Here is a 26,577-nt window from a genome sequence, read left to right on the forward strand (position 1 = left end):
CAGGACACCCATACCAAGGAGACATTCATGCAGCAAGCTTCTCTTCCTCTGGCCGGCAGATCGGCCGTCGTGACCGGTGGCGCGCGCGGCATCGGCCGCGGCATCGTGATGGCGCTGGCCGAGGCGGGCGCCGATATCCTCATCGCCGACCTGCTGGAGGACGACATGCGCGCCACCCAGGAGGCCGTGCGCAGTCTGGGCCGCAAGGCGCTGGTGCGGCGTGTGGACGTGACCGACGCTGCGCAGGTGCAAGCCATGGTCGATCAGGCCGTGACCGAACTGGGCGGGCTGGACGTGCTCGTCAACTGCGCGGGCGTCATCAGCATCCACCCGGTCGCGGATCTTGCCGAGAAAGACTGGGACTTCGTCATGGACGTCAACGCCAAAGGAACCTTCCTGGGCTGCAAGGCCGCATTGGGGCCGATGCGTGCACGACAGTCGGGGCGCATCATCAACGTGGCATCGATCGCCGGCAAGGAAGGTTTTCCGAACCTTGCGCACTACAGCGCCTCGAAGTTCGCAGTGGTGGGTTTCACCAACGCGCTGGCCAAGGAAGTGGCCCAGGAAGGCATCACGGTTAACGCCATTTGTCCCGGCATCGTGCGAACCTACATGTGGGACCGCCTCGCCGATGAGTGGAAGAATGAGGGTGAATCGGTAGAGGACTCCTGGGCCCGCCACCAGCTTTCACTGATTCCGCAGGGCCGTGCGCAAACACCGCAGGACATGGGGCGCCTGGCGCTGTTCTTTGCCACGATGGACAACGTCACCGGCCAGTCGGTCAACGTTGACGGCGGCTTCACCTTTCACTAGGCACGAGTGTCGCCCCGGTCGAGCGGGGTTGGCGTCACGTTCCTCACGCACACGCAAATGCCATTCGACATTATCGATCTTGATGTTGGCACCGCCGATCCGCTCGTCGCGGAGCAAGACCTGCTGTCGCTGGCGGTGTCGGGCCGGTGTGTCGCGCATCTTTGGCAGGCACCGCAGTCGCTGGTGGTGCCGCGCAGCTACCAGCGCTTCGCCGCGCTGGAGCGTGCGCGCGCCGAGTTCGCGGCGCGAGGTTGTCCGGTCTTTCTGCGCATGTCTGGCGGTGGTCTGGTGCCGCAGGGACCGGGCATTCTCAATCTTAGTCTGGCCTACCCGCTGCGCGGCACGGTGGGCGGACTTTCCGAAGCCGTCTATCGACATCTGTGCACGATTCTGGGCGAAGCGCTCGCCGTGCTGGGGGTGCGGACGCATTGGCAGACGGTGAACGGCTCGTTTTGCGATGGCCGCTTCAATCTGGCCTGGGGGCCACCCGGCGACGCACGCAAGATCGCCGGTACCGCGCAATACTGGCGCCGCATCGAGGCGGCGTCGCAAGCGTCGTCATCGCCGTTGCACGTGGTACTGGCGCATGCCGTGTTGCTGGTCAGCGCCGATCCAGAGGAAATCAATCAACGTGCCAATGCCTTCGAGGACGCCATCGGGAGTGGGAGACGCTATCTCCCCGAGCGTGTGGTCACGGTACAGCAGGCGCTTTCCGGCACGGGCGACACGCCGGCTGACCGGCTTGACGAGCGCGTCGTGACAGCACTTCGTGCCTGTGTGGCCGCAGCAACGCCTCCCGCGGCGATAGACGGTTGAACGCAGTCAATCAGGGTAGTACCGACAAGCGACGATAGTCGGGCACGCGATCCGCGCTTGCGGGCTTCGCGTCCGGCTCCCCGTGGCAATAAGCAAATGGAGACGAGATACATGGAACCGATCCAAACCGGTGCCAATACGGCACCAAGCATCGCGACCGGAAGTGGGAGAGCCACACTCGGTCCGTTCGTATTTCCAATCGCAGTATTTCTGATCGTGCAGGTCGTCAGTCTCGGTGTGTGGCGTCTGTTCGTTGACCCCGTAAAGGCGGTCTGGCGGTACTATCCTCAACCGTTTGGTATGTACCTCTTCTGGGGCATCCTGGTTCTCGTCTTTATCGGCTTCAATTTCGGCATGGCCGGCTTCTCCACCTTGAAGCAGCCACTGCGAGGCTGTGCCGCCACTGGTTTGACGCTCCTGCTTGGATTCGCGATTCCCGCTGCCTTCGTGTATGGCTATGGACGGCTGGATCCCACATTTGCCGGGAGTGCCGGACAGGGCGCAACCGGCCTTATTGTTCTGATTGGTTTCTACGGTTTCGGAATACTTGCCACGGGAATGGCCGGATGGCCCTGGACAGACAGTGGGCTAAGCCAGGCCAAGGCAGGCTTGGCGCAATTAATGAGTGGTGTGTGCCTGACAACGCTCGGCTATTTCCTTCTTGTCTATCCCAATCTCTCGTCTACCAGCGCGTCACACAAAGCCCTGTTGAGCTTGCCCGTTACGATTGGCTGGTTTTATTCCGTTATCGTCGCATGGTTGACGACATTCCTCATTTTTGATAACTGGCCATGGAGTATGCTGAAGCGCAGAGGCCTTGTCGCGCTTGCAGCGTTTTTCGGCAACTTCTTGATGGGGACCGCAATCTATTTCGGCTTTATCGCACTGATCAAAGCGTATCTTGTTCCCGATGAAGCGCTTTCGAAAATCGGCGAGGCACTCCCGATATGGGCTGCGCAACTCGGTGTATGGATCGTCTTCTGGTTGATATTCTGGGCGAATGTCATGGGAAATTTTCCCCAGAGATTCGGTTCCTTCTGGAATCGAATGACTCGATTTCTCCTGTGCTGGGGACTCGGAATCGTCTCCTTTCAATTCTACACACGATGGTTTGCGGAGAGAATTCTGCATGAGGCACCGATTACCTCAAGCTTCAGTGGCGACCCGCTGACATGGGTGGATCTGCTGAATTTTGTCATGTTGATTTACATAGTTTATTTCGATTTTTTTGGCATTTCAAAAATAAGGAATGCGAATAATTAAGATTGGAATTTTTCCAGAATTGTATGAGGGCATCTGCACGGATCTGCCACAGCAGCGCAAGAAGTATGTCTGAAGTGCCTGCGTGCCTGGCAAGCCGGATCAGCCACCGCCTGGATCATCTTGAGTCGGTCAAGCTCTCGCCTCGTCACGGCGGAGCGGGACAGTACGTTCAACGACGTCACCGATCCGGATGATCGTCTTCTTTCAGATACCGCAGCAAGATCTGCACGGCGGGTGACGGTGTGCGCGATTTGCGCGTGACGATGCCGAGATTGGCCATTGAGAGTGGCAATGCCACGGGCAGTATCGTGACCATTCCGTATTTGGCGTAATGCTGCGCAACATCGTTTGGCACGACGGAAATCATGTCCGATGCTTCGATCATCGCGGTCGTGGCGAGGATCGAGGCCGTCTCAACAATGTCGAGATCGGCTGTCAGCCGGGCTTCCTGAAGCGCACCCTCGACCCGCCGGCGCATGGGACTGCCGAGGGGGTGGAGAATCCATGTTGCGTTGACCAAAGTCGCCAGACGAAGCTTGTCGCAGCCAGCGAGCGGGTGATCCGGTCGCGCGATCACGCGCATCTGTTCGCCCTTCTCGAACGGCTCGATATTCAGGTCTTGCTCGTTGAACTGGTCGGGCAAACGGCCGAGCACGACGTCCAGATCCCCGCGTAGCAAGGCCGGCAGCAAGGTATCGCTCGTGCCCACCTCGATGCTTAGCCGCACGCGCTGATTCGCCTGCTTGAACGCCGCCAGCGCGCGCGTCAGGAGCGTGGGTACGGGGCCCATGACGGTGCCGACGCGCACGAGGCCCGCCGCCCCTTTTGCCAACTCGGCAATTTCCGCCTCGGCATGTTCGAAATCGTGCAACACGCTTTGCGCATATCGAATCATGACTTCGCCATAAGCGGTCGGCTCCATGCCTCGTGAAAGACGCTCGAACAACTTCACGCCCAGCCGCTCTTCCAGTTGTTGAAGCAACAGGCTGGCGGCAGGCTGGGTGGTGTGCATCGCGTCCGCCGCGCGGCGCATGTTGCGAAATTCGTTGAGCGCGTAAAGCAACGCGACGTGCCGGCTCGAGATGCGCAGGCTGGTATGGGGCTTCGATGCCTTGGGCGATTCGTCCGTTGACATCGCCTGCGTCGCGGGCTTGGGACTCATATCAAATTTGAAATCGATATATACAGAAACACAATTATACGGGTATCGCGCGGATTCGTAGAATCGCTCCATCGTTTCCTCGTCCGATCCACGATTTCGATATGACCACTCGCATCACTCATCTGACCGTACGCGATATCCGCTTCCCGACCTCCCGCTCACTCGACGGCTCCGACGCCATGAACAGTGCGCCCGACTACTCGGCCGCCTATGTGGTGTTGCATACCGACTCGGCGGCCGGTCTCGAAGGGCATGGCCTGACGTTCACCATCGGCCGGGGCAACGAGCTGTGTGTCGCCGCCGTGAATTCCTTGGCGCCGATGGTGGTTGGCCTGACGCTTGAAGAGATCGTCGCCGACATGGGCGCCTTCTGGCATCGGATTACCACCGGCGACAGCCAGCTGCGCTGGCTCGGCCCCGACAAAGGTGCGATCCACCTCGCCACGGCCGCGCTCGTCAACGGCGTGTGGGACCTGTGGGCGAAGGCGCAAGGCAAGCCGGTGTGGAAGCTGCTGGCCGACATGACGCCGGAAGAACTGGTGCGATGCCTCGACTTCTCGTATGTGACGGACGCATTGACCCCGGCGGAGGCAATCACGCTGCTGCGCCGCAAGGCGCCGACCAAGGCGCTGCGCGAGGCCGAGATGCTGGAGCACGGCTTCCCCGGCTACACCACGGCCGCCGGCTGGCTCGGCTATTCGGAAGAGAAGCTGCGTCGCCTTGCACGCGAAGCCGTCGAGGCAGGCTGGACCCACTTCAAGCAGAAGGTCGGCGGCAATCTGGAAGACGATATCCGCCGCGCGACGATTCTGCGCGAAGAGATCGGTTGGGAGCGCACCCTGATGATGGATGCGAATCAGGTTTGGGGCGTCGATGAGTCGATCGAGAAGATGCGGCGCCTCGCCGAGTTCGATCCCTGGTGGATCGAGGAGCCGACGAGTCCGGACGACATCCTCGGTCACGCCGCCATTCGCCGCCGCATCGCGCCGATCGGCGTGGCCACTGGCGAGCACTGTCACAACCGCGTGATGTTCAAGCAGATGTTCCAGGCGGGCGCCCTCGACTTTTGCCAGCTGGACGCGGCGCGGCTCGGCGGCTTGAACGAAGTGCTGATCGTGCTGCTGATGGCGGCAAAGTATGGGGTTCCCGTTTGTCCGCACGGTGGCGGGGTGGGGCTCTGCGAGTACGTGCAGAACATCTGCCTGTTCGACTACATCGCGGTGTCCGGCTCGCTGGAAGGGCGCGTGCTCGAGTACGTGGACCACCTGCACGAACATTTTCTCGAACCCGTGGTGATCCGCCGCGGCCGCTACATGCCTCCCCGGCGCCCCGGCTACAGCATCGAGATGCATCCGCAGACGCTCGTCAACTACGAATATCCCAATGGCAGCGCCTGGTCGTAGTCCGGGGACGATCCGCCAGATTCGGCGTTGACAGACTCAACGTTCGAGCATGGCCGGGCGGCATCGAGCGATGCCGCCCACGCGGGGAACCGCATCATCCTAAAAAAAGAAAAGCACGGAAGAGACACATGAACCCATTTCCCGAACAGACCCTGTCCGCGCCGGTCGAGCGTGCGACTGAGCGCGCGCTGGACAAGCTGTTGTTCCGAAAGCTGATGCCGCTGCTGATCATTGTCTATGTGATCAGTTTCCTGGACCGGACCAACATCGCACTCGCCAAGGCGAGCATTGCCGTCGACCTGGGCATTTCCTCGGCGGCCTATGGTCTCGGCGCGGGCTTGTTCTTCCTGACCTACGCTGCGCTTGAGGTGCCGAGCAACCTCATCATGTACAAATGCGGCGCCAAGTTCTGGATCGCCCGCATCATGGTCACCTGGGGGCTGCTGTCGGCTGGCATGGCGTTCGTCCAGGGCGAAACGTCGTTCTACGTCATGCGCTTGCTGCTTGGCGCGGCCGAGGCCGGCCTGTTTCCCGGCGTGATGCTGTACCTGACGTACTGGTTCGACCGCAAGCAGCGGGTGCGCGCCACGGGATATTTTCTGCTCGGCGTGTGTGTCGCCAATATTCTCAGCGGACCGCTGGGTGGTGCGCTGCTGCAAATGCAGGGCGTGCTGGGCATGCATGGCTGGCAATGGCTGTTCATCTGTGAGGGCCTGCCCGCGGCCGCGTTGGCGATCGTTGTGTGGAGGCATCTGCCGAACGGCCCGGCGTCGGCTTCGTGGCTGACGAGCGACGAAGTCCGGGAAATCGAGCGTCGGCTGGCCGCCGACCAGCGCGAGGAAGAAGCCGCCGGCGTCAACAATCACCGGCAGCGTCAGATGCTTGCCGATCGCCAGATCTGGCTTGCCATCGCTGTTTATTTCTGTCACCAGATCAGCATCTACACGCTGATCTTCTTCCTGCCGAGCGTGATTGGCACCTATGGCAAGCTTTCGCCGCTCCAGGTCGGCACCCTTAATTCCGTGCCCTGGATCGCCGCGGCCATCGGCGCCGCAACCTTGCCACGGCTCGCGACGACGGCGGCGCGCTGCCGTCGGCTGCTCGTTGCCGGATTGCTCATCATGGCCGCCGGCCTCGTGATCGGCACGTCGTCCAATCCGGTCTTTGGCATGGCGGGCTTCTCGCTGACCGCACTCATGATCTTCGTGGTCCAGTCGACGCTGTTTCTGTTCCCGTCGTCACGCCTGAAGGGCCAGGCACTGGCTGGCGGCCTCGCGTTCGTCACCACCTGTGGGTTGTTCGGCGGATTCTTCGGACCGTCGCTCATGGGCATGGTCGAACAGGCGACCGGGTCGATTCAAAACGGGCTGTGGATGATTGCCGCCTTGCTCGTTGCCGCCGCCCTGGCTGGCACGGCGCTGCGCCAGGGCCAGGAGGGCCGTGGCTGAGGCAGCGCCTTTCCGTACACCGTTGACTCGAGAATGGATATGTCATCTATCGAAGTATCGGCACAGCCCCCTACGCAGGGGGTGACGCCAACGATCCGGCTCAGCGACGTCGACGACGTCGTCATCGCCAGAACCCAATTGATGTCCGGCACGGTGATCGAAGCCGAAAACTTGACCGTCGCCGGTTTGATTCCACCGGGTCACAAGGTCGCGGTACGCGATATCGCCGCGGGCAGTTCGGTGCGCCGCTACGGCCAGGTTATCGGATTCGCGTCGCAAGCGATCCGGCGCGGGCAACATGTGCATGTGCACAACCTGGCCATGGGGGACTTCCACAAGGACTATGCCTTTGCCAGTGCGCGGCGCGAACTGCCACCTTGCCAGGCAAGCTTCGATGGCATTGTCCGCGCCGACGGGCGGGTGGCCACGCGCAACTACATAGGCATCCTCACCACGGTCAATTGCTCGGCTACGGTCGCGCGGGCGGTGGCGGACCATTTTCGCCGTGACATCAATCCCGCCGCGCTGGCCGGATTCCCCCAGGTCGACGGCGTGGTGGCGCTTACCCACGGCGCGGGCTGCGCGGTTGATCCGAAGGGCGAGTCCCTGACGGTGCTGCGCAGGACGCTGGCGGGTTACGCCTTGCACGCCAACTTCGCGGCCGTGTTGGTGATCGGCCTGGGCTGTGAAACCAATCAGATCGACGAATGGATGAGCCACGAGGGCCTGGCTGCCGGCAGCGCCCTCCAGGTATTCACCATCCAGGCCCAGGGCGGCACGTTGAAGTCGATCGCCGCGGGAGTCGAACGCGTCAAGGCATTACTGCCGGCGGCCAACGCAGTGACCCGCCAGCCGGTGTCGGCACGGCACCTTGTTGTCGGCCTGCAATGCGGCGGCTCGGATGGCTATTCCGGGATCACCGCCAACCCGGCGTTGGGCAACGCGGTGGATCGCCTGGTCGCGGCCGGCGGCACGGCGATTCTCTCGGAAACCCCGGAGATCTATGGCGCCGAGCACTTGCTGACTCGCCGGGCGCTCAATCGCGAAGTCGGTGAACAACTGGTGGCCCGTGTCCGTTGGTGGGAGACGTACTGCGATCGTATGGATGCCGAACTGAACAACAATCCGTCTGCCGGCAACAAGGCCGGCGGCCTGACCACCATCCTCGAAAAGTCTCTCGGCGCCGTGGCCAAGGCGGGTTCCTCGACCCTGACGGCCGTCTACCAGTACGCGCAGCGGGTCACCGCGCAAGGGCTCGTGTTCATGGACACCCCCGGTTATGACCCGGTGTCGGCTACCGGCCAGGTGGCGGGCGGCGCCAACCTGATCGCCTTCACCACCGGCCGCGGCTCCGCCTACGGCTGCGCGCCCGCGCCGTCGCTGAAGCTGGCCACCAACCAGCGGGTGTTCGAACAGCAGGGCGACGACATGGACATCAACTGCGGCGGCATCGCCGACGGCAGCACCAGCATCGAGGAGCGCGGTGCCCATATTTTCGATCGCATGCTTGCGACTGCCTCGGGCGAGCGCAGCAAGAGCGAGTTGCACGGCTATGGGCAAAACGAATTCGTGCCCTGGCAGTTCGGCGCCGTGATGTGACGCCCACCCCAGACCCAGATGTGAACACCACCATGAATCAATCCGTTTGCAACCGCATGCGCGACGGTCTGCGCAGCTACGAGGAGATCGGTGCATGAACGCGCACGCCCAGTTCCGAATCGACGTGAAGCGCCTGCTGACGCTCGCCGGGCAGTTGTTCCTGAACGCGGGCGCCGATGCCCCGGTGGCCGAGTCGGTGGCCCGGGTGCTGGTGGAAGGCGAATTGCTGGGACACCGTACTCACGGCGTCAATCTGGTTGGCCGTTACCTCGACCAGTTGCAGCAGGGCCAGGCGCTGGGCCGTTCCAGCGAATTTGAAGTGCTGCGCGAGGGCGGCGTGGCCGGTTTGTTCGACGGCCATTACGTGCTCGGTCCGTACTGCGTCGAACGCGCCCTGGCTTTCGCCAGCGCAGCCGCCCGCCAGCACGGCGTGGGCGTTGGCACGGTGCGGCGCAGCGCGCATATCGGCTGCCTCGCGGCCTACCTCAAGCCGCTCACTGACCAGGGCCTGTTGGCGCTCGTGCTCTCGTCCGATCCGTCGGCGGCGTTGGTCAGTGCCGCGGGCGGCTGTACTCCCGTGCTCACCCCCAATCCCATCGCCGCGGGCATTCCTGGACGCGAGGCGCCGATCCTGCTGGACGTGAGCATGTCGAGCGTCACGCTGGGGCTGGTGAATCAATACCGGCTGGCGGGCAGGAAGCTGCCTCATCCGGTGCTGGTCAGCGGGACGGGGCAGGTGAGCGACGATCCGGGCGTCATGCAGGAAGACCCCCGGGGCGCGATTCTGCCTTTGGGCGGCGTGGCCTTCGGCCACAAGGGCTTTGCCCTCGGTCTGCTGGTCGAGGCCCTGACTGGCGCGCTGGCCGGCCACGGTCGCAAGGATCGTCCGGAGCAATGGGGCGCCGGGGTCACGGTGCTGGTCCTCGACCCCGATCACTTCGCGGGCATCGAGGCCTTCATCGAGGAGATGGCGGTCATCGCCGATGCGGTCCTGGCCAGCCGTCCCCTCGACCCCAAACGGCCGGTGCGGCTGCCCGGCCAGGCCGGACTGGGCCTGCGCCGCGCGGCGCTGGAAGAGGGGGTGGCGCTGGCGCCGGAGGTGCACGCGGATCTCGCGCGCCGGGCTCGCGACGCCGGTCTTGAAGCGCTATGAAGTGCAGGAGGCCGTGGTCCGCGCCGACAGGTGCTGGCGACCGAATACGAGGCGCCGGGCTGGCACGGGACGGCCACGACTTGCTCCGGCACCTTCCATAACAACGACATTGAGACAATGAGTATGAAAGCACTGAAGAAGTACCAGACCATCACCGTGGTCTTCTTGCTGCTCATCGGCATCATCAACTACCTCGACCGTAGCGCACTGTCGATCGCCAACACCTCGATCCAGAAGGGCATGCACATCAGCCCCGCGCAGATGGGCATCCTGCTCTCTGCGTTCTCTCTGGCCTATGCGTTCGCGCAGTTGCCGCTGGGCATGGTCATCGACAGGCTGGGCAGCAAGGTCGCCCTGGGCGCCTCGCTGCTGATCTGGTCCGTGGCTCAGGCGGCCACGGGTCTTGCCAACGGCTTCGCCAGCTTCATGGGCCTGCGCGTCGTCCTGGGGCTGGGCGAAGCGCCGATGTTTCCCTCCGCGGCCAAGTCGCTGTCGGAATGGTTCGATGCCAGGGAGCGCGGCACGCCCACTGGCATCGTCTGGTCTTCGACTTGCCTCGGGCCTTGTCTGGCGCCGCCTTTGCTGACCTTGTTCATGGTGCATTTCGGCTGGCGCGGGATGTTCGTCATCACCGGGGCCATGGGCCTCCTGATCGCGCTGTGCTGGTTCGCTTTCTACAAGAGCCACGCACAATACCTCGCCATGCAGCCGAAGGCCGAGGCGCGGATGGTCGAGGCGCCGCCGCCAGTGGTCCCGGTTCGCGGCGGCTTTTTCGCTGGATGGCTTGATCTGTTCCGCCACCGTAGCACCTGGGGCGCCATGCTGGGGTTCATGGGCGTGATCTATATGCTCTGGCTGCACCTGACCTGGCTGCCCGGTTACTTTGAGCGCGAGCACGGTCTGAGCCTGTACAAGACCGCGTGGGTGGTGTCGCTCGCCTATGTGTTCGGGGCGCTGGGAACCTTGCTTGCCGGGCGCATCTGCGACTGGCTGGTCAAGCGCGGCATGGGCGTGCTCGCCAGCCGCAAGTGCACGGTGATTGCCGGCCTGCTGATGGCGGCCCTGGTGACCTTGCCGCTGACCGTCATCACTGACCTGACCAGTTGCGTGGTGCTGTTGTGCCTCGCGCTTTTCAGTATCAACCTGGCCAGCGCGACTGCGTGGATGATCGTCAACACCATCGTCGATAGCAGCCGGGTTGCGTCGTTCGGCTCGATCCAGAATTTCGGCGGCTACATCGCCGGCTCCGTGGCGCCGATCGTCACCGGCTTCAGCATTCAATACTCGGGCTCGTTCTCGAGTGCGTTCCTGATCAGCGCGGTCGTGGCGACGCTGTCCGCGCTGGCCTACTTCGTCCTCCTCAGGAGCTCGATCGAAACACCTGTACCGGCTCTGGCCGTTGAGGGTTGAGGCCCGCGCGGGTGACGCGGACCGGGACTTGGGATATCGATGCACGTTTTGTCCGGGTGAACGTCGTCTCTGTCCATTGAGGGGAACGCGGCTTAGGCTCTAAATTGGCGGCATTAAACCCACCGGGCGCTTGCGAGAAGCATGGTCACCTCGCGCGCCGACCCGCCCGAACATGCACCCAGCGGAGCACGATGTCCGGGCGGCCATCGAGGAGACACCGCCATGGCCCATCAGATAACACTCCGTTTCGAGGACGGCGTGACCCGCTTCATCGACTGCGACGACACAGAGCGCATCACCGATGCTGCCATTCGCGCGAAGATCAATATTCCGCTCGATTGCCGTGATGGTGTGTGCGGCACGTGCAAGGCGGTTTGCGAGTCCGGTGAGTATGTTCTGGGCGACTGCGTGGAAGACGCGCTTAGCCCGCAAGAGGCGAGCGAGCGCAAGGTTCTCACCTGCCAGATGAGCCCGCGCTCCGACTGCGTGATCCAGATCGCCACGAACGCCGACGTTTCCGGCACTGGCCCGTCCTCCTTCAGTGGACGGATCATGGCCTGCCAACGCGCATCTGAGAGCACGATCGCTTTCTCGGTCGAACTGGCGAACCGCGCCGATCTCAGCTTCCTTCCGGGACAGTACGTCAACATCCGCGTGCCCGGAACCGATCAGACCCGTTCGTACTCCTTCAGTTCGGGGCCGTCCGAGCCGCACGTGTCCTTCCTTGTGCGCAATGTGCGTCAAGGCGCGATGTCGACCTGGCTCTGCGAAAGCGCGAAAGCCGGCGACACAATCGAATTTCGCGGTCCGATGGGAAGCTTCTACCTGCGCCCCATCGAGCGCCCAGTGCTGTTTCTGGCGGGTGGCACGGGCCTCGCACCGTTCCTCTCGATGCTGGACAAGATCGTCGAGGACGGCGGCAGCCCGTATCCGATCCACATGATCCTGGGTGTGAACACGGATGAGGACCTGGTTGGCATCGAGCGGCTCGAAACCTATGCGCAGCGCCTGCCGGACTTCACCTATGCCTGCACCGTCGCCAGCCCCGACAGCGCCCATCCCAACAAGGGCTATGTCACGCACCACATCATCCCCTCCCAGCTCAACGACGGAGATGCCGATGTCTACCTCTGCGGCCCGCCGCCGATGGTCGATGCGGTGCGCAATTACCTTTCGTCCGAAGGCCTGACGCCGCGCAACTTCTACTATGAGAAGTTCGCCGGCACCGGCCTGGTGGTGCAGACCGGCGAGGAGCACATCGCGCCTGTTGATGTCGACGAAGCCTTCGACATACGTATGGCCCTTGAACTGGGCGCGGCCCAACTGACCATGGGCCGGCTGTCGAGCGCGCAGCTGATCCGCTTCCGCCAACTCGCCGAGGCGACGGCGCCGTTCGTGTCCGGGCAGCGCTTTACAGATGTGGCGCGCTACATCGAGGCAAACCACGCCTTCCACCTGTTCACGATCGAAGCGTCCGGGAACGCCCAGCTGATCGCGCTATACCGGCAACTGGCCGTGCAGGACTTCATCGCTCGCGCGCTGTCCGACCAGATCGAGATCGTCGGCGACATCGTCCAGCAGCACCGGGACATTGTCGGCGCCTTCGAACTGGGCGACCTGAACAAGGCGCGAGACGTGATTGCACTGCATGCGCTCCATTCCAAGGCCACGATGAGCCGGGCGCTGGAGCGTATGGCGCTGGGCAAGACAGCACCTCAGGTGGCCGCCGCCCCCGTGCTCCCGATCCCTGTGCCGCAGAGCGCGCCGCAGGTCTGCCCGTTCACGGCCAGAATGCTTCCGGCTTATTCACACGAACTGGACTGGCCCGAGGGGCTGGCGCCATTCAAGGTGGTTGACGACGGCTCGCAAGGCGACCCTTACGAGCACTACCGCTGGATGCGTGAGCATGCGCCGGTGCTGCGTTGCCAGTCGGCGACGTCGGACGTGTGGTTCCTCTCGCGCTATGACGACGTCTACCAGGCAATCCGTAATCCTAAGCTGTTTTCCTCGGAGGTCGTCAGCCCGCCGCCGCTGACGTTCCTGACGCTGTTCGATGCGCCCGACCATTCGCGCTTGCGCAAGGTCGTCCAGCCATCCTTCCTGCCGCTGGCGCTCGATCCCTTTATCGAGCAGATCGCGCAAAGGGCCGAGGACCTGCTCGACGCGATGATCGCCAAAGGCGGCGGCGATGTCGTTCAAGATTTCGCCATCCCGCTCAGCATCTCGACCATCTCCGCGATGATTGACGTGCCGAATGAGGATGAGGAGAAGATGAAGTTCTGGTCGGACGAGACCTTTAGCTACTTCGGGCGGCTCGCCCGCAATGCGCCGGGGACCGGCACCGACGAGCAGAGCGCGCAGGCTTTCTTCGCATACCTGAAGGAAGCGATGGAGCGGCTCGCGCTCACCGACAGCCAGTCGATTGGCGGGCATATCGCGCGCATGTGGAAAGACGGATTGCTTTCGGAAAAGGAAGCGAAGGAGCTGTGCGCCTTTGTCTTCATTGCCGGGCACGACACCACGACCATCCTTGTCGCCAACGCCTTTCGCATGCTCGCCGAACAGCCGCATTTGCTGGGACGTCTGCGCGAAAGTCCCGCCGACGCTGAGCGTTTTGTCGAGGAGGTGGCGCGCTACCGCGGCACCGTCCAGCGCGTGAGCCGCATCACCACCGAGGCGACCACGGTCGCGGGCGTTGATCTGCCCAAGGGCGCAGTAGTGCGACTGTTGCTGTCGGCTGCGAACCGCGACAGCCGCAAGTTTGCCGACGGCGAGACGTTCGACATCGACCGTGATTCGAGCGGCCACCTCGGTTTCGGCAACGGCATGCACAAATGTCTTGGTGCGCCGCTCGCCAAGCTGGAGACGCTGATCGCGACGAAAGCGCTGGCCCGCAAGATTGGCGCGATTGCGCTCGATCCGGCACAACCGATTCAGTATGTGCGGGGCAACAATCTGACCAATTCCGGGCCGGAGCACCTGTTCGTCAAGCTGGGCGGGTTATCGGTCTGAACGGGAGCAGGGCGCGGTCAAGTCAGTCCGCGCCCCTTTTTTCAGGCGGCAAGGATCGATCGTGGGCCGCAGAGCGATATTCGGTTGGCCGGAGTCCCGTCTGCTTGCGGAAGAAGCGGCCGAAATAGGCTTCGTCCTGAAAACCCAGTTCGCTGGCGATCTGCTTCACACTGAGGTTCGAATAGCCGAGCAGGCGCTTGGCCTCGTGGATCGAGCGTGCGTCGATTGCCTCGATTGCCGAGACCCCGAAGGTGGCGCGGCAGATGCGGGAGAGCTGGCCGGTGGTGACGCCCATCTCGTCGGCATAGCTCGCCACTGGCCGTCGCGCACGGCAATGGCGGTCGAGCAGCGCGCGGAAGCGTTCGATCCGCGCCGCCATTGTCCGCTGCTCGGAACTGGTTGAAAGCCGGGCGCTCTCGCTGAGGCGCCCAATCTTGACGAAGAGGGTGATCGCCAGTGCCGCGCCCGCGGTGAACTGCCAGCGCTCGTGGCTCTGCGCCTCGTGCGCGATCGACTGAAAAAGCGTGTCCAGCGGTGTACCGCGCTCGACGTCGCGATCGACCGATAGCACCGTTGGTGTGCGCATGAATTCCAGCAGGTCGGGCGCGGCCGTCATCGCCAGCGATTCCAATGCAGGTTGCGCGGCGGTGATGACGTGACCGTCGATGTCGCTGCGGAAGTGAAAGCCGTGAACCGAGTGCGCCGGCACGACGATCAGGCAGGGTGCAACGACCTCCCACGTCTTGCCGTCAATAAAGGTCTCGCCGCCTCCGCGGGTGACGTAGAGCACCTGGATCAGCGCGTCGTGGACGTGCGGCTTGATGTCGAAGTCGAAACGGCCGGCACGCAGAGGAATGGGCTCGTAATGCACCATGTCGACCCAGGATTGGCCGGCTTCCGCCCCATAGAGCGCGAAGTGCAGAACCGTCCGGCGGCGCTGTTGGTCATCGGCCATGATGCACGGTATGTCCTGTTATATGTCGTCTCTGTCCATTGTTCCACAGGCGCTTGAGGCGTTCAATGGCGATACGAAATGCACCACGTGTAATGGCGTGGAAAATCTTGGGGAAAGCAACAGCATGGAACAGGAACTTGAACATCGCGTGGCTGCATCGACCGCATACGGGCTGAACCTGGGCGGCAAGGTCTGCGTGATCACGGGCGCAGGCAGCGGAATTGGCGCCGGCATCGCGCGGGCCTTCGCTAGTGTTAGAGCCCATGTGGCGCTCGTCGACCGTAATCTTGCGGGCGCTGAGGCTGTCGCCGCCGAACTTCGGGAGGCAGGTGCCATGGCGCAGGCGTTCGGCTGCGACGTGTCGGACGAAGCCTCCGTTGCCGCCGCCGCCGCCGAGGTTCGCGCGGCGCTCGGTCCGGTCAGCGTGCTCGTCAACAATGCAGGACTACTACGCGCTGGATCGCTCGAAACGGTCTCGATCGCAGACTGGAACCAGGCCATCGCCGTGAACCTCACCGGCTACCTTCTGTGTGCCCGCGCGTTCGGTCGCGACATGCTGGCGGCGGGCAAGGGCAGTATCGTCCACGTTGCCTCGATTGCGGCGCTCAATCCGCAGACCAATAGCGGTTCCTACAGCCCGAGCAAGGCGGGCGTGCTGCTGCTCTCGCGGCAGTTGGCGGCGGAGTGGGGCCCGCGCGGCGTGCGCAGCAACTGCGTGTTGCCCGGCATGATCCGCACCGCGCTGTCCGCGAAATTCTATGAGGAACCCGGCTTCGAGACTCGCCGCGCCGCCGCCACTGCGAGCCGCCGCATCGGCGAGCCAGAGGACCTCGCAGGCCCGGCCATGTTCCTCGCCTCCGACCTGGCGGCTTACGTCAATGGCGCCGAGGTGCTCGTCGACGGCGGGCTCGATTGCATGCTGATGGATATGGTTCCGCGCCCTGGTTTTAACGCCACCCCGGCCGCGTGAGCGCCATTAACACCATAACGAAAAGGAGACTGGATATGGCCAAGGAGATCACTTGCGATCTGGTCGTGGTCGGATCGGGTGCTGCGGGCCTCGCCACTGCGATTACGGCAAAGAAGCGCGGCCTCGATGTGGTCGTGCTCGAAAAAGAGCCGGTGTTCGGAGGTACGACCGCGCTGTCGGGCGGGGTCTTGTGGATTCCGCTGAGCCAATATGGCCGGCAGCAGAACCCGGCGGACTCCGTCGAGCGCGTGCGCGAATACATGATGAGCGAGACGGGAAGCAATTACGACGCCGCCGCAGTCCAATGCTTTATCGAGAACGGGCCGAAAATGGTCGAGTTCTTTGAGCGCGAGACTGAGATGAAGTTCGTACCCACGCTCTACCCGGACTATCACCCGGATGCACCGGGTGGCGTGGATATCGGGCGCTCGATCCTCGCGGCGCCCTATGATATTCGCGGGCTGGGCAAGGACATGCAACGCCTCAAGCCGCCGCTCGAAACGATCACCTTCATGGGGATGATGTTCAATTCCTCGAACGCGGACCTCAAGCACTTCTTCCGCGCGACCAAATCTATTGTTTCGTTCTGCTATGTTGCTCGCCGTCTGGCTACGCACATCAAGGAACTGGCGCTTTATCGCCGGGGGATCAACGTAACGAGTGGCAACGCGCTCGCGGCGAGGCTCGCAAAGTCGGCGCTGGCGATCGGCATCCCGATCTACACGTCGACGCCCGTGAAGGAAGTGCTGAGCAAGCAGGGCAAGGTGGTCGGTGTGCTCGCGAGCGCAGCGGACGGTGAGCTTCGCGTCGCTGCCCGGCAAGGCGTCGTGCTGGCCTGCGGCGGCTTCCCTCACGATCTCAAGCGCATTGCGCAGGTCTATCCGCATGTGAGGAGCGGGGGTGAGCATCTCTCGCCCACGCCCGTCGGCAATACGGGCGACGGGCTGACCATGGCGGAGAAGGTGGGGGGCGCCGTCCAGCTTGGTTTCCCCGACGCGTCGGCCTGGATGCCTGTGTCGAAGGTGCCTTTCGGCAAGGGCCGCACGGGCGTGTTCCCGCATTTGCTCGACCGCTACAAGCCAGGCGTGATCGGCGTGCTGCGCAGCGGGCAGCGCTTCACCAATGAATCGAACTCCTACCACGACGTTGGCTCGGCGCTGATCCGTGCGTGCGAGGGTGAGCGGGAGACGGCGATGTGGCTGATCTGCGATAAGGTCGCGCTGGGCAAGTATGGTCTGGGCTATGCCAAGCCAGCGCCGATGCCGGTCGGGCCGCTGCTGCGCAAAGGCTACCTCGTCAAGGGCGAGACGATCGGCGAGCTGGCGCGCAATTGCGGGATTGTTCCTGATGCGCTCGAGAAGACGATCCGTGCCTACAACGTCGATGCCGGGCGCGGCGAAGACCCGGCGTTCCATCGCGGAAGCACATCGTTCAACCGTTATCTCGCCGATCCGGACAACAAGCCCAACCCTTGCGTTGCGCCGATCTCGACCGGCCCTTTCTATGCGGTGAAGGTGGTGATGGGCGATCTCGGCACGTTCGATGGCCTCAGGACCGGTGTCACCGGCGAGGTGCTGCGCGCGGACGGCAGTGAGATCGAGGGCCTTTACGCGGTCGGTAATGACCGGCGCAGCGTGATGGGCGGTAACTATCCTGGCGCTGGTATCACCCATGGGCCCAATATGACGTTCGGCTATGTCACGGGTAACGCCATCGCCGACAAAGCCACGACCAGCCAAGAGAAGGTACACGCATGAGCCCGCAACCCATGTATCTGGCAAAGCCCATCGTGGATTTTCGCGTCTACACTATCGCGCTGCGCAAGATGCCCGAGTTCATCGACGTGTTTGACCGGCTCGCCATGCCGATCCTGCTCGAGACACTTGGGCATCCACTCGGATTCTGGACAAGTCTGGTGGGGCAGCAGAACCAGTTCACCCATCTGTGGGGATATGACAATCTTACGGACTACGAACGACGGTGCCTCGCACGCGACACGCATCCGGATTTCCCGGCCTATCTCAAGGCATCGGGCCATCTGATCACGGCACAGGAAACACGGCTCATCCGTGCCGCCGCGCTGGGTAGTGTCGGGAAGTAAGCCAACACACCTTCGGTGTCTTCTTCGCGTTTCGCACTACGGCGTCCCCAATGCCAGATCGCGATGAGCAGAGCTCTGGAATTCGCGGGGCGTCGCACCTGTCTGTTTGCGGAAGTAGCGGCTGAAATAGGCGCTGTCCTCGAATCCGAGGCTGTGCGCGATCTGCTTGACGGTCATGCCCGAGTAGACCAGGTCCCGCTGCGCTTCGCGAATCAGATGGTCGTTGATCAGCGCGGTGGGTGACGAACCGAGCTCTTCGCGGCAGATTCGCCCGAGTTGCGGCGGCGTGACATCGAGCGCGTCCGCATAGAACTCGACCGGGCGATGCTCCCGGAAGTGCTGGGCAATCAGCTCGCGAAAGCGCCTGATTTGCAGGCTGCGCCGCGCGGCGAGCGCGGCCACCGGCACATTGGCATGGTCGATAAGCCGCGCCGCCTGTACGAAAAGTGCCATTAAGAGCGACATGCCCGCTGCCGTATAGCCGGCCGCGCCTCGGCGAAATTCATTCTCAAGCATATGAAAGAGCGGCATCAGCGTTTCGTCGCTCGCTGATGGCCCGCTCACCGGAATCACGGCGGGACGCTGGAGAACCGCGACGAGTGTCGAAGAAACGGACTTCGCGATGGACTCCAGCGCGCGCTGCGCGGCCGTGACGACAAGGCCGTCGATCTCCGGTGAAAACGCGAAACCGTGCACCACCTGCGCAGGAAGGATCACGAGGCAGGGCGGGTTAAACGGCGTTTTTTCGCTCTCGATGATGACGTGACCCTGGCCGCTGCGGATGTAGAGAAACTGAAGCAGCGCGTCGTGACGGTGCGCCGGAATGTTCCAGTCGTTCGGCCGGCTGCGCTCAGGAATCCACTCGAAATTGAATGCATCGTGCCACGGCGGGCGCGCGGTCGATGCTTCTCCGTAGAGTTCGTAACTAGGGATTTTCCTCATGTCGTCTTCCCTCACATGTGCAGATTGTCCTGTTTTTTCACAGTTTTGTCCATGATCGCCCGGCGCCGTCTGCCTATACTTCAGGCAGGCGGAATCGATACAGATTTTTCGTCGGAGACACAGGACACGCTTTTGCGTATGCCTTTCATGGGAGAGATTCGGATGACTAACGAAACAGGAATGCGCAGCGCAAACCGGCTGAATCTGCCGAGCCAGGTGAGCTGGGCGGCGGGCGGCATAGGCGTCGCGCACACGCTGCACTAGCACTGAAACAAACCTCACACGCAACGGCGTTGCGGCGCGCCGTGGCAGATATCGGCCGTCCCGCGCCCGCGGGTACGGCGCCGCAATAGAACGACATCAATCTCAGGAGACATCGCAATGGAAACGCTCGATCGCGTCGGCCCCGCCGGCGCGTTGCCCTCGCTCGTCTGTCACGTGGCTGGAGGGCTGCAATGAAGACCTCCGAACGCGTCGTCGATACCCAGGCCTTCATTGACGGCCAACGGTTCTCCCCCTTTCAGTGGGGCATTCTCGTGCTGTGCTTTCTCGTTGTCGCCGCCGACGGTTACGACACGGCAGCCATCGGCTTCATCGCGCCTTCGCTCGTGCAGCAGTGGGGCATTGCGCGCGTCGCGCTCGGTCCGGTGATGAGCACGGCGCTAGTCGGGCTTGGCATCGGTGCGGTGCTCGCCGGCCCGCTCGCAGACCGTCTCGGACGCAAGACCGTGCTGGTGCTTTCCGTAGCGTTCTTTGGACTGTGGAGCCTTGCGGCGGCATTCGCCGGTACGGTCGAGTCGCTGACCGTGCTGCGCTTCTGCACGGGTCTTGGCCTTGGCGCTGCCATGCCGAATGCCGTCACGCTGATGTCCGAATATGCGCCAACGCGCGTACGCGCCGTCGTTGTCAATACGATGTTCTGTGGCTTTTCCACCGGCCTCGCGCTCGGCGGATTCGCGTCTGCGTGGCTGATTCCGCATTTTGGCTGGCAAGGCGTGCTGGTTGCGGGCGGTGTCGGGCCGATCGTGCTGACGGTTCTGTTGATCCTGTTCTTGCCGGAGTCCGTTCAGTTCATGGCGGTACGTCGGCGTGCCGACGCAGGAATCGCACGCATCCTCGGCCGTATTGCACCCGGCACGACGTTCGATGGCTGCCGCTTCGCAGCGCCTGAGAGCGGCGCGAGCGCGAAACGCGAATCGGCGATTCGCGTCGTCATGTCGAGACAGTACCGTTTCGGGACGTTGATGTTGTGGCTCGCGTACTTCATGGGCCTGCTGATCTATTACCTGCTCACCAACTGGCTGCCCACGCTGTTTCGCGACACGGGCTTCTCCGGCGCGCGTGCGGCCCTGATGACGTCGCTTTTCCCGCTTGGTGGCGTGCTGGGCAACCTGTGCGTCGGCTGGTTCATGGACCGCCTCAACGCCAATCGCGTGATCGCGGCCACGTATGTGCTCGCCGCGGTGATGGTTCTGCTGGTAGGGCGCGGTGTCGGCCACCAGTTGTGGCTCGGCACGCTCATCTTCTTGACCGGAACGTTGGTCACGAGCGCAGTCACATCGATGTCCGCACTGGCCGCCGCGTTTTATCCGACGCACGGGCGGGCGACTGGCGTTGCCTGGATGCTCGGCGTGGGGCGCATAGGGGGCGTGGCAGGGGCACTCGTCGGCGCGGCTCTGATGGGCTTTGGCTGGCAGATCGGTTCGGTGTTCAGTCTGCTTGCCGTGCCTGCGCTGGTGTCCGCGTGCGCGCTGTTCGTGATGATCGGGCGTGGCGCAACTGCTTCGCAAACGCGCGTACAGCAAGGCGTGTCGATGCACTAGGGAGGGTCGCGAGTCTTATTTTCGCAGATTCTCGTTCAAATAATTAGTTATGCAAATAAATAATCAAGGTTTGGAGAACCGCAAATGAAAAAGAAACTTCTCGCATTAGCCCCGCTTTGCCTGTGCGGTGCATCGGCCTGGGCACAAAGCAGTCTCACGCTGTATGGTGTGCTGGACGAAGGCATCATGTTCAACAGCAACGTGGCCACCGGCCCGTCGACAGGCGGACGGAAATGGTATCTGGATTCGCTGAACGGCATGTACGGCAGCCGTTGGGGCATGAAGGGTGCCGAGGACCTGGGTGGCGGCACGCGTGCGATCTTCACGCTTGAATCCGGCGTGAACCTGAATTCGGGTGCCGCAGGGCAAGGGGGGCTCCAGTTCGGCCGCCAGGCAGCCGTCGGCTTGAGCAACCGGAGTTTCGGCGACGTCACACTGGGGCGGCAGTACGATTCGGTCGTCAACTATGCGCAAGCTGTCACGGTTCAGGGTTATCTGGCGAGCGAAGTTTTCCAGCATCCAGGCGACTTTGACAACACCGCGAACTCGCTGCGCACGAACAACGCGATTCGCTATGCGAGCCCCAATATAAATGGACTGACGTTTGGCGCTACCTGGAGCGTGGGCGGTCAGCCAGGCAATTTCAGCGGCAACGGTGGCTATTCGGCCGGTGCGGCGTACTCCAACGGCGTGGTGACCGTGGCGGCCGCTTATCTCTACTTCAAGAATCCGACCGCGGCCACCGCGGGCCAGGGTTTTTTCACGAGCAATGGCAGCGGAACGCAGTTGACCGGCATCCTCAACAAGGCTTATGCCAGCGCGAATTCGTATCAGGTGGCGATAGCGGGTGGGCTGTACACGATCGGGCCGGTGCAGATCGGCGCGTCATGGTCGAACATCGAGTACGGCAATATCGTGGCGCTGGGCGGTGCGAGTGCGCGGTTCAATAACGTGGATGCGGGCGTGAAGTGGTCGGTTACGCCTGCCTTCAGTCTCGGTGCGGCCTACGATTACGCGAAGGGCAACAATGTCCGCACATCGGATGGTGCAAACGTCGGCAATCAGCATTTCAACCAGGTTAGCGTGATGGCCGATTACTTTCTTTCGAAGCGAACCGATCTCTACGCCGAGGCCGCGTATCAGATCGTGGCGGGTACGTCGTCTACAGGTGCCGCTGCGGTGGCCAATATCGGCAATGCCGGCGACTCGTCGAACGACCATCAGGCGCTCGCGCGCGTCGCGCTTCGTCACAGGTTCTGAGTCATCGCTTCACGCACCGGCGGCTCTTGCCTCACACGAATGGCCACGCGCTCGCAGGGGTGTGTGGCCTTGCGTCGGGACGCACGCTCGCATTCATCTCTTCGAAGATCGGTAGCCCGAAGCTCGAAGCAGTGAAATCATTTTCGCTTGCGAAAGGCGTTTGGCGTCATGCCGGTGAATCGCTTGAAGAACCGCGTGAAATACGCGGGCTCCGTGAAGCCCAAAAAATCGGAGACCTGATTGATATTGAGTGCGGTGTAGGTGAGACTGCGCTTGGCCTCTAGCAGCAATCTCTGGTGAACGAGGGCGAGCGCGCTTTTGCCCGCTATTCGCTGACAAACCATATTCAAATACGCCGGCGTCACGCCCAGGCGTTCGGCGTAGCGGCTGATCGGAAAATGTTCACGGTAGTGTTTTTCGATCAGGCTGGAGAACGCTTTCAGGTGGGCCTGGCCTCGATCCTGGGTTTCGCCCCTTTCCTCACCTTGTTGGTCCTGGCGACTGACCCATACGACGAGCGCGCTCACGAGCGACCGGAGCATCAGGTCCCTTGAAGGTGCGGGAAGGCCGTATTCCTGATTCAACCGGGTGCACAGCGTGTTCAGGTATGGCCGGTCGTTGCCGACCGGGTAACAGCCCGGGTGTTCAAGTACGCGGCGCGGCGCATCGATTTGCTGCTGAAGCCAGTTCATCAGCGGCGCGGCGATCGTAATCACATATCCGTCGACTTCCGGAGAGAACTGGAAGCCATGCACGCACATTGGCGGGACGACCTGCACCGATGGCGTGCTTATCCGTGTCTTCTCGCCCTCAATCTCGAGCTGTGCCACGCCTTTCTGGACATACAGGATCTGCGCGAGGTCAGCGTGCCGGTGTCGCCGGATTTCCCAGTCGTGCAAACTGCTTCGCTCGGGTATCGACTCGCAGTGCAGCAAATCGAGCGTGCTCCAGTCAGGCCCTTCGCCGTATAACTTGAAGACGGGGATGTCGTGCTGCGCCGGATGCTTCATGAGTTCATCAGCGGGTTATCGGTTCGCGTTGGACTTTCTAAAAGTCCAATTTTAATCGAAAAAATTGCCTTATCAGCGCTGCAAATTTCTAGAAAAATGCAATTCAACCGCGGTGCTAATTATTGGTGCTCGAAGAGCAGAGTTGAAGTCGCGGTGTAGAGAAATACAGGAGACATCGGTCATGAAGACCAAGGTAGCGATCATCGGCGCCGGGCCGTCCGGCCTGCTTTTGGGACAGTTGTTGCACAAGGCGGGCATCGACAACGTCATTCTTGAACGTCAAAGCGGTGAATACGTGCTCGGCCGGATCCGTGCGGGCGTGCTGGAGCAGGGCATGGTCGACCTGATGCGCGAAGCGGGCGTGAGCGAGCGTATGGATGCGGAAGGGTTGGTTCACGACGGTATCGAACTCGTATTCGGTGGGCGGCGTGACCGGATTGACCTGAAGCAGCTCACGGGCGGCTCGTCGGTGCTGGTGTACGGCCAGACCGAAGTGACGCGAGATTTGATGGCGGCACGCGAGATAAGCGGCGCGACCACGATCTACGAAGCGGCCAATGTTCAGTTGCACGATGTGAAAGGCGAGGCGCCGCACGTCACATTCGAAAAGAACGGCGAGACATATCGTCTGGATTGCGATTACATCGCGGGCTGCGATGGCTTTCATGGCGTATCGCGCAAGACGATCCCTGCGGAAGTGCTCACGCATTACGAGCGCGTTTATCCGTTCGGCTGGCTCGGCATGCTGTCCGATACCCCGCCTGTCAATCACGAACTGATTTACGCGCATCACGAGCGTGGCTTTGTGCTGTGCAGTCAGCGTTCGACGACTCGCAGCCGCTATTACCTGCAAGTGCCGTTGACCGAGAAAGTCGAAGACTGGTCGGACGGACGCTTCTGGGAAGAGTTGAAAACGCGCCTGCCGCAGGACGTGGCGGAGAAGGTCATTACCGGTCCGTCGCTCGAAAAGAGCATCGCGCCGCTGCGCAGCTATGTGGTTGAGCCAATGCAGTACGGCAAGCTGTTTCTCGTTGGCGACGCGGCGCATATCGTGCCGCCGACCGGCGCGAAGGGCTTGAATCTCGCCGCAAGCGACGTGAGCACGTTGTATCGGATCTTGAATCGCGTCTACCGCGACGGCCGTACCGACCTGCTGGAAAAGTATTCGCAGATCGCGCTGCGCCGCGTGTGGAAAGCAGAACGTTTCTCGTGGTTCATGACGAACCTCCTGCACGAATTCTCGGAGCGCGACGCCTTCGACAAGCGCATGCAGCGTACCGACTACGATTACTACACGACTTCCGATGCCGGCCTCAAGACGATCGCGGAAAATTACGTTGGTTTGCCATACGAACCGATCGAATGAAGCGGCAATGATGTTCGCTTGATTGGCATGCGCCAGTCATGAGGATGTTATGGCTTGATGAACCGCAGCGTCATGCGATCCGATTCGCCGATCGCGGCATAACGCGCGCGGTCCAGGTCGCCGCCCTTGTAAGTGGGCGGCAGCGACCAGACGCCGTGCGGATAATCCTTGGTGTCCTTCGGATTTGCGTTGATCTCGCTGCGTGCAGCCAGCACGAAGCCCGCGCCCTGCGCATGCTCGATTACGTACTCTTCGGTCACATAGCCGGTATCGATCATCTGCTGTACGGTCGTGCCTCGCCGCGCGCGATGCTCCTCAATGCCAAGCACGCCGCCGGGTTTCAGCGCGGAATAGAATGCGCGCAGGTTGTCGTCGATCTGGCCATCCTTGATCCAGTTGTGGATGTTGCGGAATGTGAGCACCACGTCGAACTGGCCGTGCGCGTCGAAGCCCTCGAATTCGCCTGCGCGCAAGGTGCCGACCTTGACGTTGCCATAAAGCGCCGGGGCCGCCGCGAGCTTGCGCAAAAAGGCGGCGTCGGTGTCGCGGTCTTCGGCGGCCAGTTCCGCTGATGTGCTGACGTATTGGGCCTCGTAAAGATGGCCGCCATCGTGCAGCGATGGTGCCAGGATATCCGTGTACCAGCCGCCGCCCGGTGCGATTTCGAGCACCGTTTGTGTGGGCTCGACGCCGAAGAATTGCAGCGTCTCCTTCGGATGCCGATAGACGTCGCGCGCTTTGGCCCGCTCGCTACGCTGAGGACCGGCGATCGCGGCATCGAGAGAAGAGGCGGCCGCAGGTTGCGTCAGCGCGCTGTGCCCTGGCTGCTGTGTGGGTGTCGCGCATCCAGCCGCGAAGAGCGCGAGAGACGCCGTGCCGATGGCGGCAGTCAGTGTCAGTGCAAGACGTGCGAAGACGCGATGAGGTTGGGCCGGATTCATGGGCGAGGGTGCAGGTTCTGGAGAGCCTACACGATACCCGGTTATGCGCTCTCGCGCTGGTCAGCCGGTTGAGCGGTTCTCGAGGTAACAGACTTCGTTCGTCTGCGCCGTTGTCCGCGGGTGGGGACGGGGGGGGGCAAAAACTACTTCAGACGGTGGCGTACGCCGCAGCCTGGGGACGGGGAAGTCCCTTCCATTCTCTGGCTGTCCGACCCAGATCGACCCGGAGCCGTCGTGGGGATCAGCGCCGATGGAAGGACTGCTTTCGAGGCGTTAGCTGCCGTCCTGCGCTGGATGGCCACTCTACTGTTCGGACTGTGCTGCGCGGTTGGCACTTGCTCCGTCTCGCCGGTTGAATTAAGCTTTGCGACATGAACCAATTTAATATCAACTCGATTATTAGCGCCGCGAAAGTCTCGGCGGGATAGCTATTGAGTTGACAATATGCGATCACAACCCGCCCAGAAGGCGGGTTTTTGCTTTCTGGGCTCTAGACGGAGCGCCTGGAAATGACACCTGTGAGTCGAGTAGTCGACGCAGTTGGCCGTCGTGAGACGGCTGTTTTACATATGGTTTGCGGAAAAATCGCATCGGGCAAGTCCACGTTGACGGCTCGCCTGGCGGATGCCGCCAGGACGGTCCTGGTTAGCGAGGACAAGTGGATTGCATGTCTATACCCGCACGAGATTCATACGCTGACCGACTATGCAAGCCGCGCAGCACGCATGAGAACGCTCCTCACTGAGCACATCCAGGTGCTTCTCGCGGCGGGTATATCCGTGGTACTGGACTTTCCATTCAATACGGCCAGCACACGTGCGTGGGGCCACTCACTATTCCAGGCTGTCGGCTGCGAGCATCGGCTTCACTATCTGGATGTGAACGATGAGATCTGCAAAGCTCGTTTAATGGCGAGGAACGTGTCAGGCGAGCATCCTTTCCAGACATCGGAGGAGCAGTACGATCAGATCACCCGCTACTTTGTTCCGCCCGCACTCGGCGAAGGATTCAACATCATTGTCTATGATGAGACAGGAAAGGTCCGTTTCCGGACTGGGTCATGACATTCGAGTATCCGGCTGAAGGCGAAACGCGATGCCTGCTTCTGGCCGCATCCGGAAGTAGAGGAG

21 protein-coding genes are annotated in these 26,577 nt (G+C 62.2%); 16 read left to right on the forward strand and 5 right to left on the reverse strand.

Annotation, left to right across the window (positions count from 1 at the left end):
- The first annotated feature begins 27 nt into the window (after positions 1-27).
- The 3 genes from C7402_RS31485 (at position 28) to C7402_RS31495 (ending at position 2,892) form a co-directional block, all read left to right on the forward strand.
- Complete coding sequence (locus C7402_RS31485) at positions 28-813, forward strand: SDR family NAD(P)-dependent oxidoreductase (protein WP_112173816.1); 786 nt, start codon at positions 28-30, stop codon at positions 811-813.
- A 57-nt stretch (positions 814-870) separates the two neighbouring features.
- Entirely contained in the window at positions 871-1,629 is a 759-nt protein-coding gene (locus tag C7402_RS31490; protein ID WP_116613421.1) for a lipoate--protein ligase family protein, read from the forward strand.
- A 111-nt stretch (positions 1,630-1,740) separates the two neighbouring features.
- Positions 1,741-2,892, forward strand: a complete 1,152-nt coding sequence (locus C7402_RS31495; RefSeq protein ID WP_244314984.1) for a hypothetical protein — start codon at positions 1,741-1,743, stop codon at positions 2,890-2,892.
- A gap of 178 nt (positions 2,893-3,070) precedes the next feature.
- Here the strand turns inward: C7402_RS31495 and C7402_RS31500 are convergent, their stop codons facing one another.
- Entirely contained in the window at positions 3,071-4,126 is a 1,056-nt protein-coding gene (locus C7402_RS31500) for a LysR family transcriptional regulator (protein WP_181565666.1), read from the reverse strand.
- A gap of 29 nt (positions 4,127-4,155) precedes the next feature.
- On the opposite strand from C7402_RS31500, the gene C7402_RS31505 reads away from it, so the two are divergent.
- The 6 genes from C7402_RS31505 (at position 4,156) to benC (ending at position 14,079) form a co-directional block, all read left to right on the forward strand.
- Entirely contained in the window at positions 4,156-5,457 is a 1,302-nt protein-coding gene (locus C7402_RS31505) for an L-fuconate dehydratase (RefSeq protein ID WP_116613422.1), read from the forward strand.
- 128 nt (positions 5,458-5,585) lie between these two features.
- Entirely contained in the window at positions 5,586-6,905 is a 1,320-nt protein-coding gene (locus tag C7402_RS31510) for an MFS transporter (RefSeq protein ID WP_116613423.1), read from the forward strand.
- A gap of 33 nt (positions 6,906-6,938) precedes the next feature.
- Positions 6,939-8,504, forward strand: coding sequence for a UxaA family hydrolase (locus C7402_RS31515; protein ID WP_425273815.1), 1,566 nt, complete (start codon positions 6,939-6,941; stop codon positions 8,502-8,504).
- Between the two features lie 94 nt (positions 8,505-8,598).
- A complete protein-coding gene (locus C7402_RS31520; RefSeq protein WP_116613425.1) occupies positions 8,599-9,657 on the forward strand; it encodes an Ldh family oxidoreductase in 1,059 nt (352 codons plus the stop codon).
- A gap of 123 nt (positions 9,658-9,780) precedes the next feature.
- On the forward strand, positions 9,781-11,067 hold the full coding sequence (locus C7402_RS31525) for an MFS transporter (protein ID WP_112173822.1): 1,287 nt from the start codon (positions 9,781-9,783) through the stop codon (positions 11,065-11,067).
- A 222-nt stretch (positions 11,068-11,289) separates the two neighbouring features.
- On the forward strand, positions 11,290-14,079 hold the full coding sequence (benC, locus tag C7402_RS31530; protein WP_116613426.1) for a benzoate 1,2-dioxygenase electron transfer component BenC: 2,790 nt from the start codon (positions 11,290-11,292) through the stop codon (positions 14,077-14,079).
- Between the two features lie 22 nt (positions 14,080-14,101).
- Here the strand turns inward: benC and C7402_RS31535 are convergent, their stop codons facing one another.
- Positions 14,102-15,034 carry a helix-turn-helix domain-containing protein gene (locus C7402_RS31535; RefSeq protein ID WP_112173824.1) on the reverse strand — a complete coding sequence of 311 codons (933 nt, stop codon included), beginning with the start codon at positions 15,032-15,034 and terminating at the stop codon, positions 14,102-14,104.
- 124 nt (positions 15,035-15,158) lie between these two features.
- On the opposite strand from C7402_RS31535, the gene C7402_RS31540 reads away from it, so the two are divergent.
- The 3 genes from C7402_RS31540 to C7402_RS31550 are packed head-to-tail and all read left to right on the forward strand — an operon-like array spanning position 15,159 to position 18,105.
- Positions 15,159-16,004, forward strand: coding sequence for an SDR family NAD(P)-dependent oxidoreductase (locus C7402_RS31540; protein WP_116613427.1), 846 nt, complete (start codon positions 15,159-15,161; stop codon positions 16,002-16,004).
- 35 nt (positions 16,005-16,039) lie between these two features.
- Entirely contained in the window at positions 16,040-17,761 is a 1,722-nt protein-coding gene (locus C7402_RS31545) for an FAD-dependent oxidoreductase (protein ID WP_116613428.1), read from the forward strand.
- The gene (locus C7402_RS31550; protein ID WP_116613429.1) at positions 17,758-18,105 is read left to right on the forward strand and encodes an NIPSNAP family protein; all 348 of its coding nucleotides are present in this window, start codon (positions 17,758-17,760) and stop codon (positions 18,103-18,105) included. The genes C7402_RS31545 and C7402_RS31550 overlap by 4 nt, the downstream gene beginning before the upstream one ends.
- Positions 18,106-18,141: 36 nt before the next feature.
- Here C7402_RS31550 and C7402_RS31555 read toward each other — a convergent pair whose 3' ends face one another.
- Positions 18,142-19,047, reverse strand: coding sequence for a helix-turn-helix domain-containing protein (locus C7402_RS31555; protein ID WP_112173828.1), 906 nt, complete (start codon positions 19,045-19,047; stop codon positions 18,142-18,144).
- A gap of 455 nt (positions 19,048-19,502) precedes the next feature.
- Here C7402_RS31555 and C7402_RS31560 point away from each other — a divergent pair, with 455 nt between their 5' ends.
- Together C7402_RS31560 and C7402_RS31565 are read left to right on the forward strand one after the other, a co-directional pair.
- Positions 19,503-20,870, forward strand: a complete 1,368-nt coding sequence (locus C7402_RS31560) for an MFS transporter (RefSeq protein WP_116613430.1) — start codon at positions 19,503-19,505, stop codon at positions 20,868-20,870.
- Between the two features lie 84 nt (positions 20,871-20,954).
- A complete protein-coding gene (locus tag C7402_RS31565) occupies positions 20,955-22,130 on the forward strand; it encodes a porin (protein WP_116613431.1) in 1,176 nt (391 codons plus the stop codon).
- A gap of 137 nt (positions 22,131-22,267) precedes the next feature.
- On the opposite strand, the gene C7402_RS31570 is transcribed toward C7402_RS31565, so the two are convergent.
- Positions 22,268-23,140 carry a helix-turn-helix domain-containing protein gene (locus tag C7402_RS31570; RefSeq protein WP_116613432.1) on the reverse strand — a complete coding sequence of 291 codons (873 nt, stop codon included), beginning with the start codon at positions 23,138-23,140 and terminating at the stop codon, positions 22,268-22,270.
- Positions 23,141-23,321: 181 nt separating this feature from the next.
- Between C7402_RS31570 and pobA the strand changes: the two genes are divergently transcribed.
- Positions 23,322-24,506, forward strand: coding sequence for a 4-hydroxybenzoate 3-monooxygenase (gene pobA, locus C7402_RS31575; RefSeq protein WP_116613433.1), 1,185 nt, complete (start codon positions 23,322-23,324; stop codon positions 24,504-24,506).
- A gap of 47 nt (positions 24,507-24,553) precedes the next feature.
- On the opposite strand, the gene C7402_RS31580 is transcribed toward pobA, so the two are convergent.
- Positions 24,554-25,447, reverse strand: a complete 894-nt coding sequence (locus tag C7402_RS31580) for a class I SAM-dependent methyltransferase (protein ID WP_116613434.1) — start codon at positions 25,445-25,447, stop codon at positions 24,554-24,556.
- 509 nt (positions 25,448-25,956) lie between these two features.
- Here C7402_RS31580 and C7402_RS31585 point away from each other — a divergent pair.
- Positions 25,957-26,511 carry a P-loop nucleotide/nucleoside kinase family protein gene (locus C7402_RS31585; protein WP_116613435.1) on the forward strand — a complete coding sequence of 185 codons (555 nt, stop codon included), beginning with the start codon at positions 25,957-25,959 and terminating at the stop codon, positions 26,509-26,511.
- Positions 26,512-26,577 lie beyond the last annotated feature (66 nt).

This window comes from Paraburkholderia unamae (genome assembly GCF_003096875.1).
Classification (GTDB): Bacteria; Pseudomonadota; Gammaproteobacteria; order Burkholderiales; family Burkholderiaceae; genus Paraburkholderia; species Paraburkholderia unamae.

What these genes read in the sequence shown, in the direction of transcription:
- C7402_RS31485 (WP_112173816.1), top strand. Translation starts at nt 28, where the DNA reads ATGCAGCAAGCTTCTCTTCCTCTGGCCGGCAGATCGGCCGTCGTGACC.
- C7402_RS31490 (WP_116613421.1), top strand. Translation starts at nt 871, where the DNA reads ATGCCATTCGACATTATCGATCTTGATGTTGGCACCGCCGATCCGCTC.
- C7402_RS31495 (WP_244314984.1), top strand. Translation starts at nt 1,741, where the DNA reads ATGGAACCGATCCAAACCGGTGCCAATACGGCACCAAGCATCGCGACC.
- C7402_RS31500 (WP_181565666.1), bottom strand. Translation starts at nt 4,126, where the DNA reads ATGGAGCGATTCTACGAATCCGCGCGATACCCGTATAATTGTGTTTCT.
- C7402_RS31505 (WP_116613422.1), top strand. Translation starts at nt 4,156, where the DNA reads ATGACCACTCGCATCACTCATCTGACCGTACGCGATATCCGCTTCCCG.
- C7402_RS31510 (WP_116613423.1), top strand. Translation starts at nt 5,586, where the DNA reads ATGAACCCATTTCCCGAACAGACCCTGTCCGCGCCGGTCGAGCGTGCG.
- C7402_RS31515 (WP_425273815.1), top strand. Translation starts at nt 6,939, where the DNA reads ATGGATATGTCATCTATCGAAGTATCGGCACAGCCCCCTACGCAGGGG.
- C7402_RS31520 (WP_116613425.1), top strand. Translation starts at nt 8,599, where the DNA reads ATGAACGCGCACGCCCAGTTCCGAATCGACGTGAAGCGCCTGCTGACG.
- C7402_RS31525 (WP_112173822.1), top strand. Translation starts at nt 9,781, where the DNA reads ATGAAAGCACTGAAGAAGTACCAGACCATCACCGTGGTCTTCTTGCTG.
- benC (WP_116613426.1), top strand. Translation starts at nt 11,290, where the DNA reads ATGGCCCATCAGATAACACTCCGTTTCGAGGACGGCGTGACCCGCTTC.
- C7402_RS31535 (WP_112173824.1), bottom strand. Translation starts at nt 15,034, where the DNA reads ATGGCCGATGACCAACAGCGCCGCCGGACGGTTCTGCACTTCGCGCTC.
- C7402_RS31540 (WP_116613427.1), top strand. Translation starts at nt 15,159, where the DNA reads ATGGAACAGGAACTTGAACATCGCGTGGCTGCATCGACCGCATACGGG.
- C7402_RS31545 (WP_116613428.1), top strand. Translation starts at nt 16,040, where the DNA reads ATGGCCAAGGAGATCACTTGCGATCTGGTCGTGGTCGGATCGGGTGCT.
- C7402_RS31550 (WP_116613429.1), top strand. Translation starts at nt 17,758, where the DNA reads ATGAGCCCGCAACCCATGTATCTGGCAAAGCCCATCGTGGATTTTCGC.
- C7402_RS31555 (WP_112173828.1), bottom strand. Translation starts at nt 19,047, where the DNA reads ATGAGGAAAATCCCTAGTTACGAACTCTACGGAGAAGCATCGACCGCG.
- C7402_RS31560 (WP_116613430.1), top strand. Translation starts at nt 19,503, where the DNA reads ATGAAGACCTCCGAACGCGTCGTCGATACCCAGGCCTTCATTGACGGC.
- C7402_RS31565 (WP_116613431.1), top strand. Translation starts at nt 20,955, where the DNA reads ATGAAAAAGAAACTTCTCGCATTAGCCCCGCTTTGCCTGTGCGGTGCA.
- C7402_RS31570 (WP_116613432.1), bottom strand. Translation starts at nt 23,140, where the DNA reads ATGAAGCATCCGGCGCAGCACGACATCCCCGTCTTCAAGTTATACGGC.
- pobA (WP_116613433.1), top strand. Translation starts at nt 23,322, where the DNA reads ATGAAGACCAAGGTAGCGATCATCGGCGCCGGGCCGTCCGGCCTGCTT.
- C7402_RS31580 (WP_116613434.1), bottom strand. Translation starts at nt 25,447, where the DNA reads ATGAATCCGGCCCAACCTCATCGCGTCTTCGCACGTCTTGCACTGACA.
- C7402_RS31585 (WP_116613435.1), top strand. Translation starts at nt 25,957, where the DNA reads ATGACACCTGTGAGTCGAGTAGTCGACGCAGTTGGCCGTCGTGAGACG.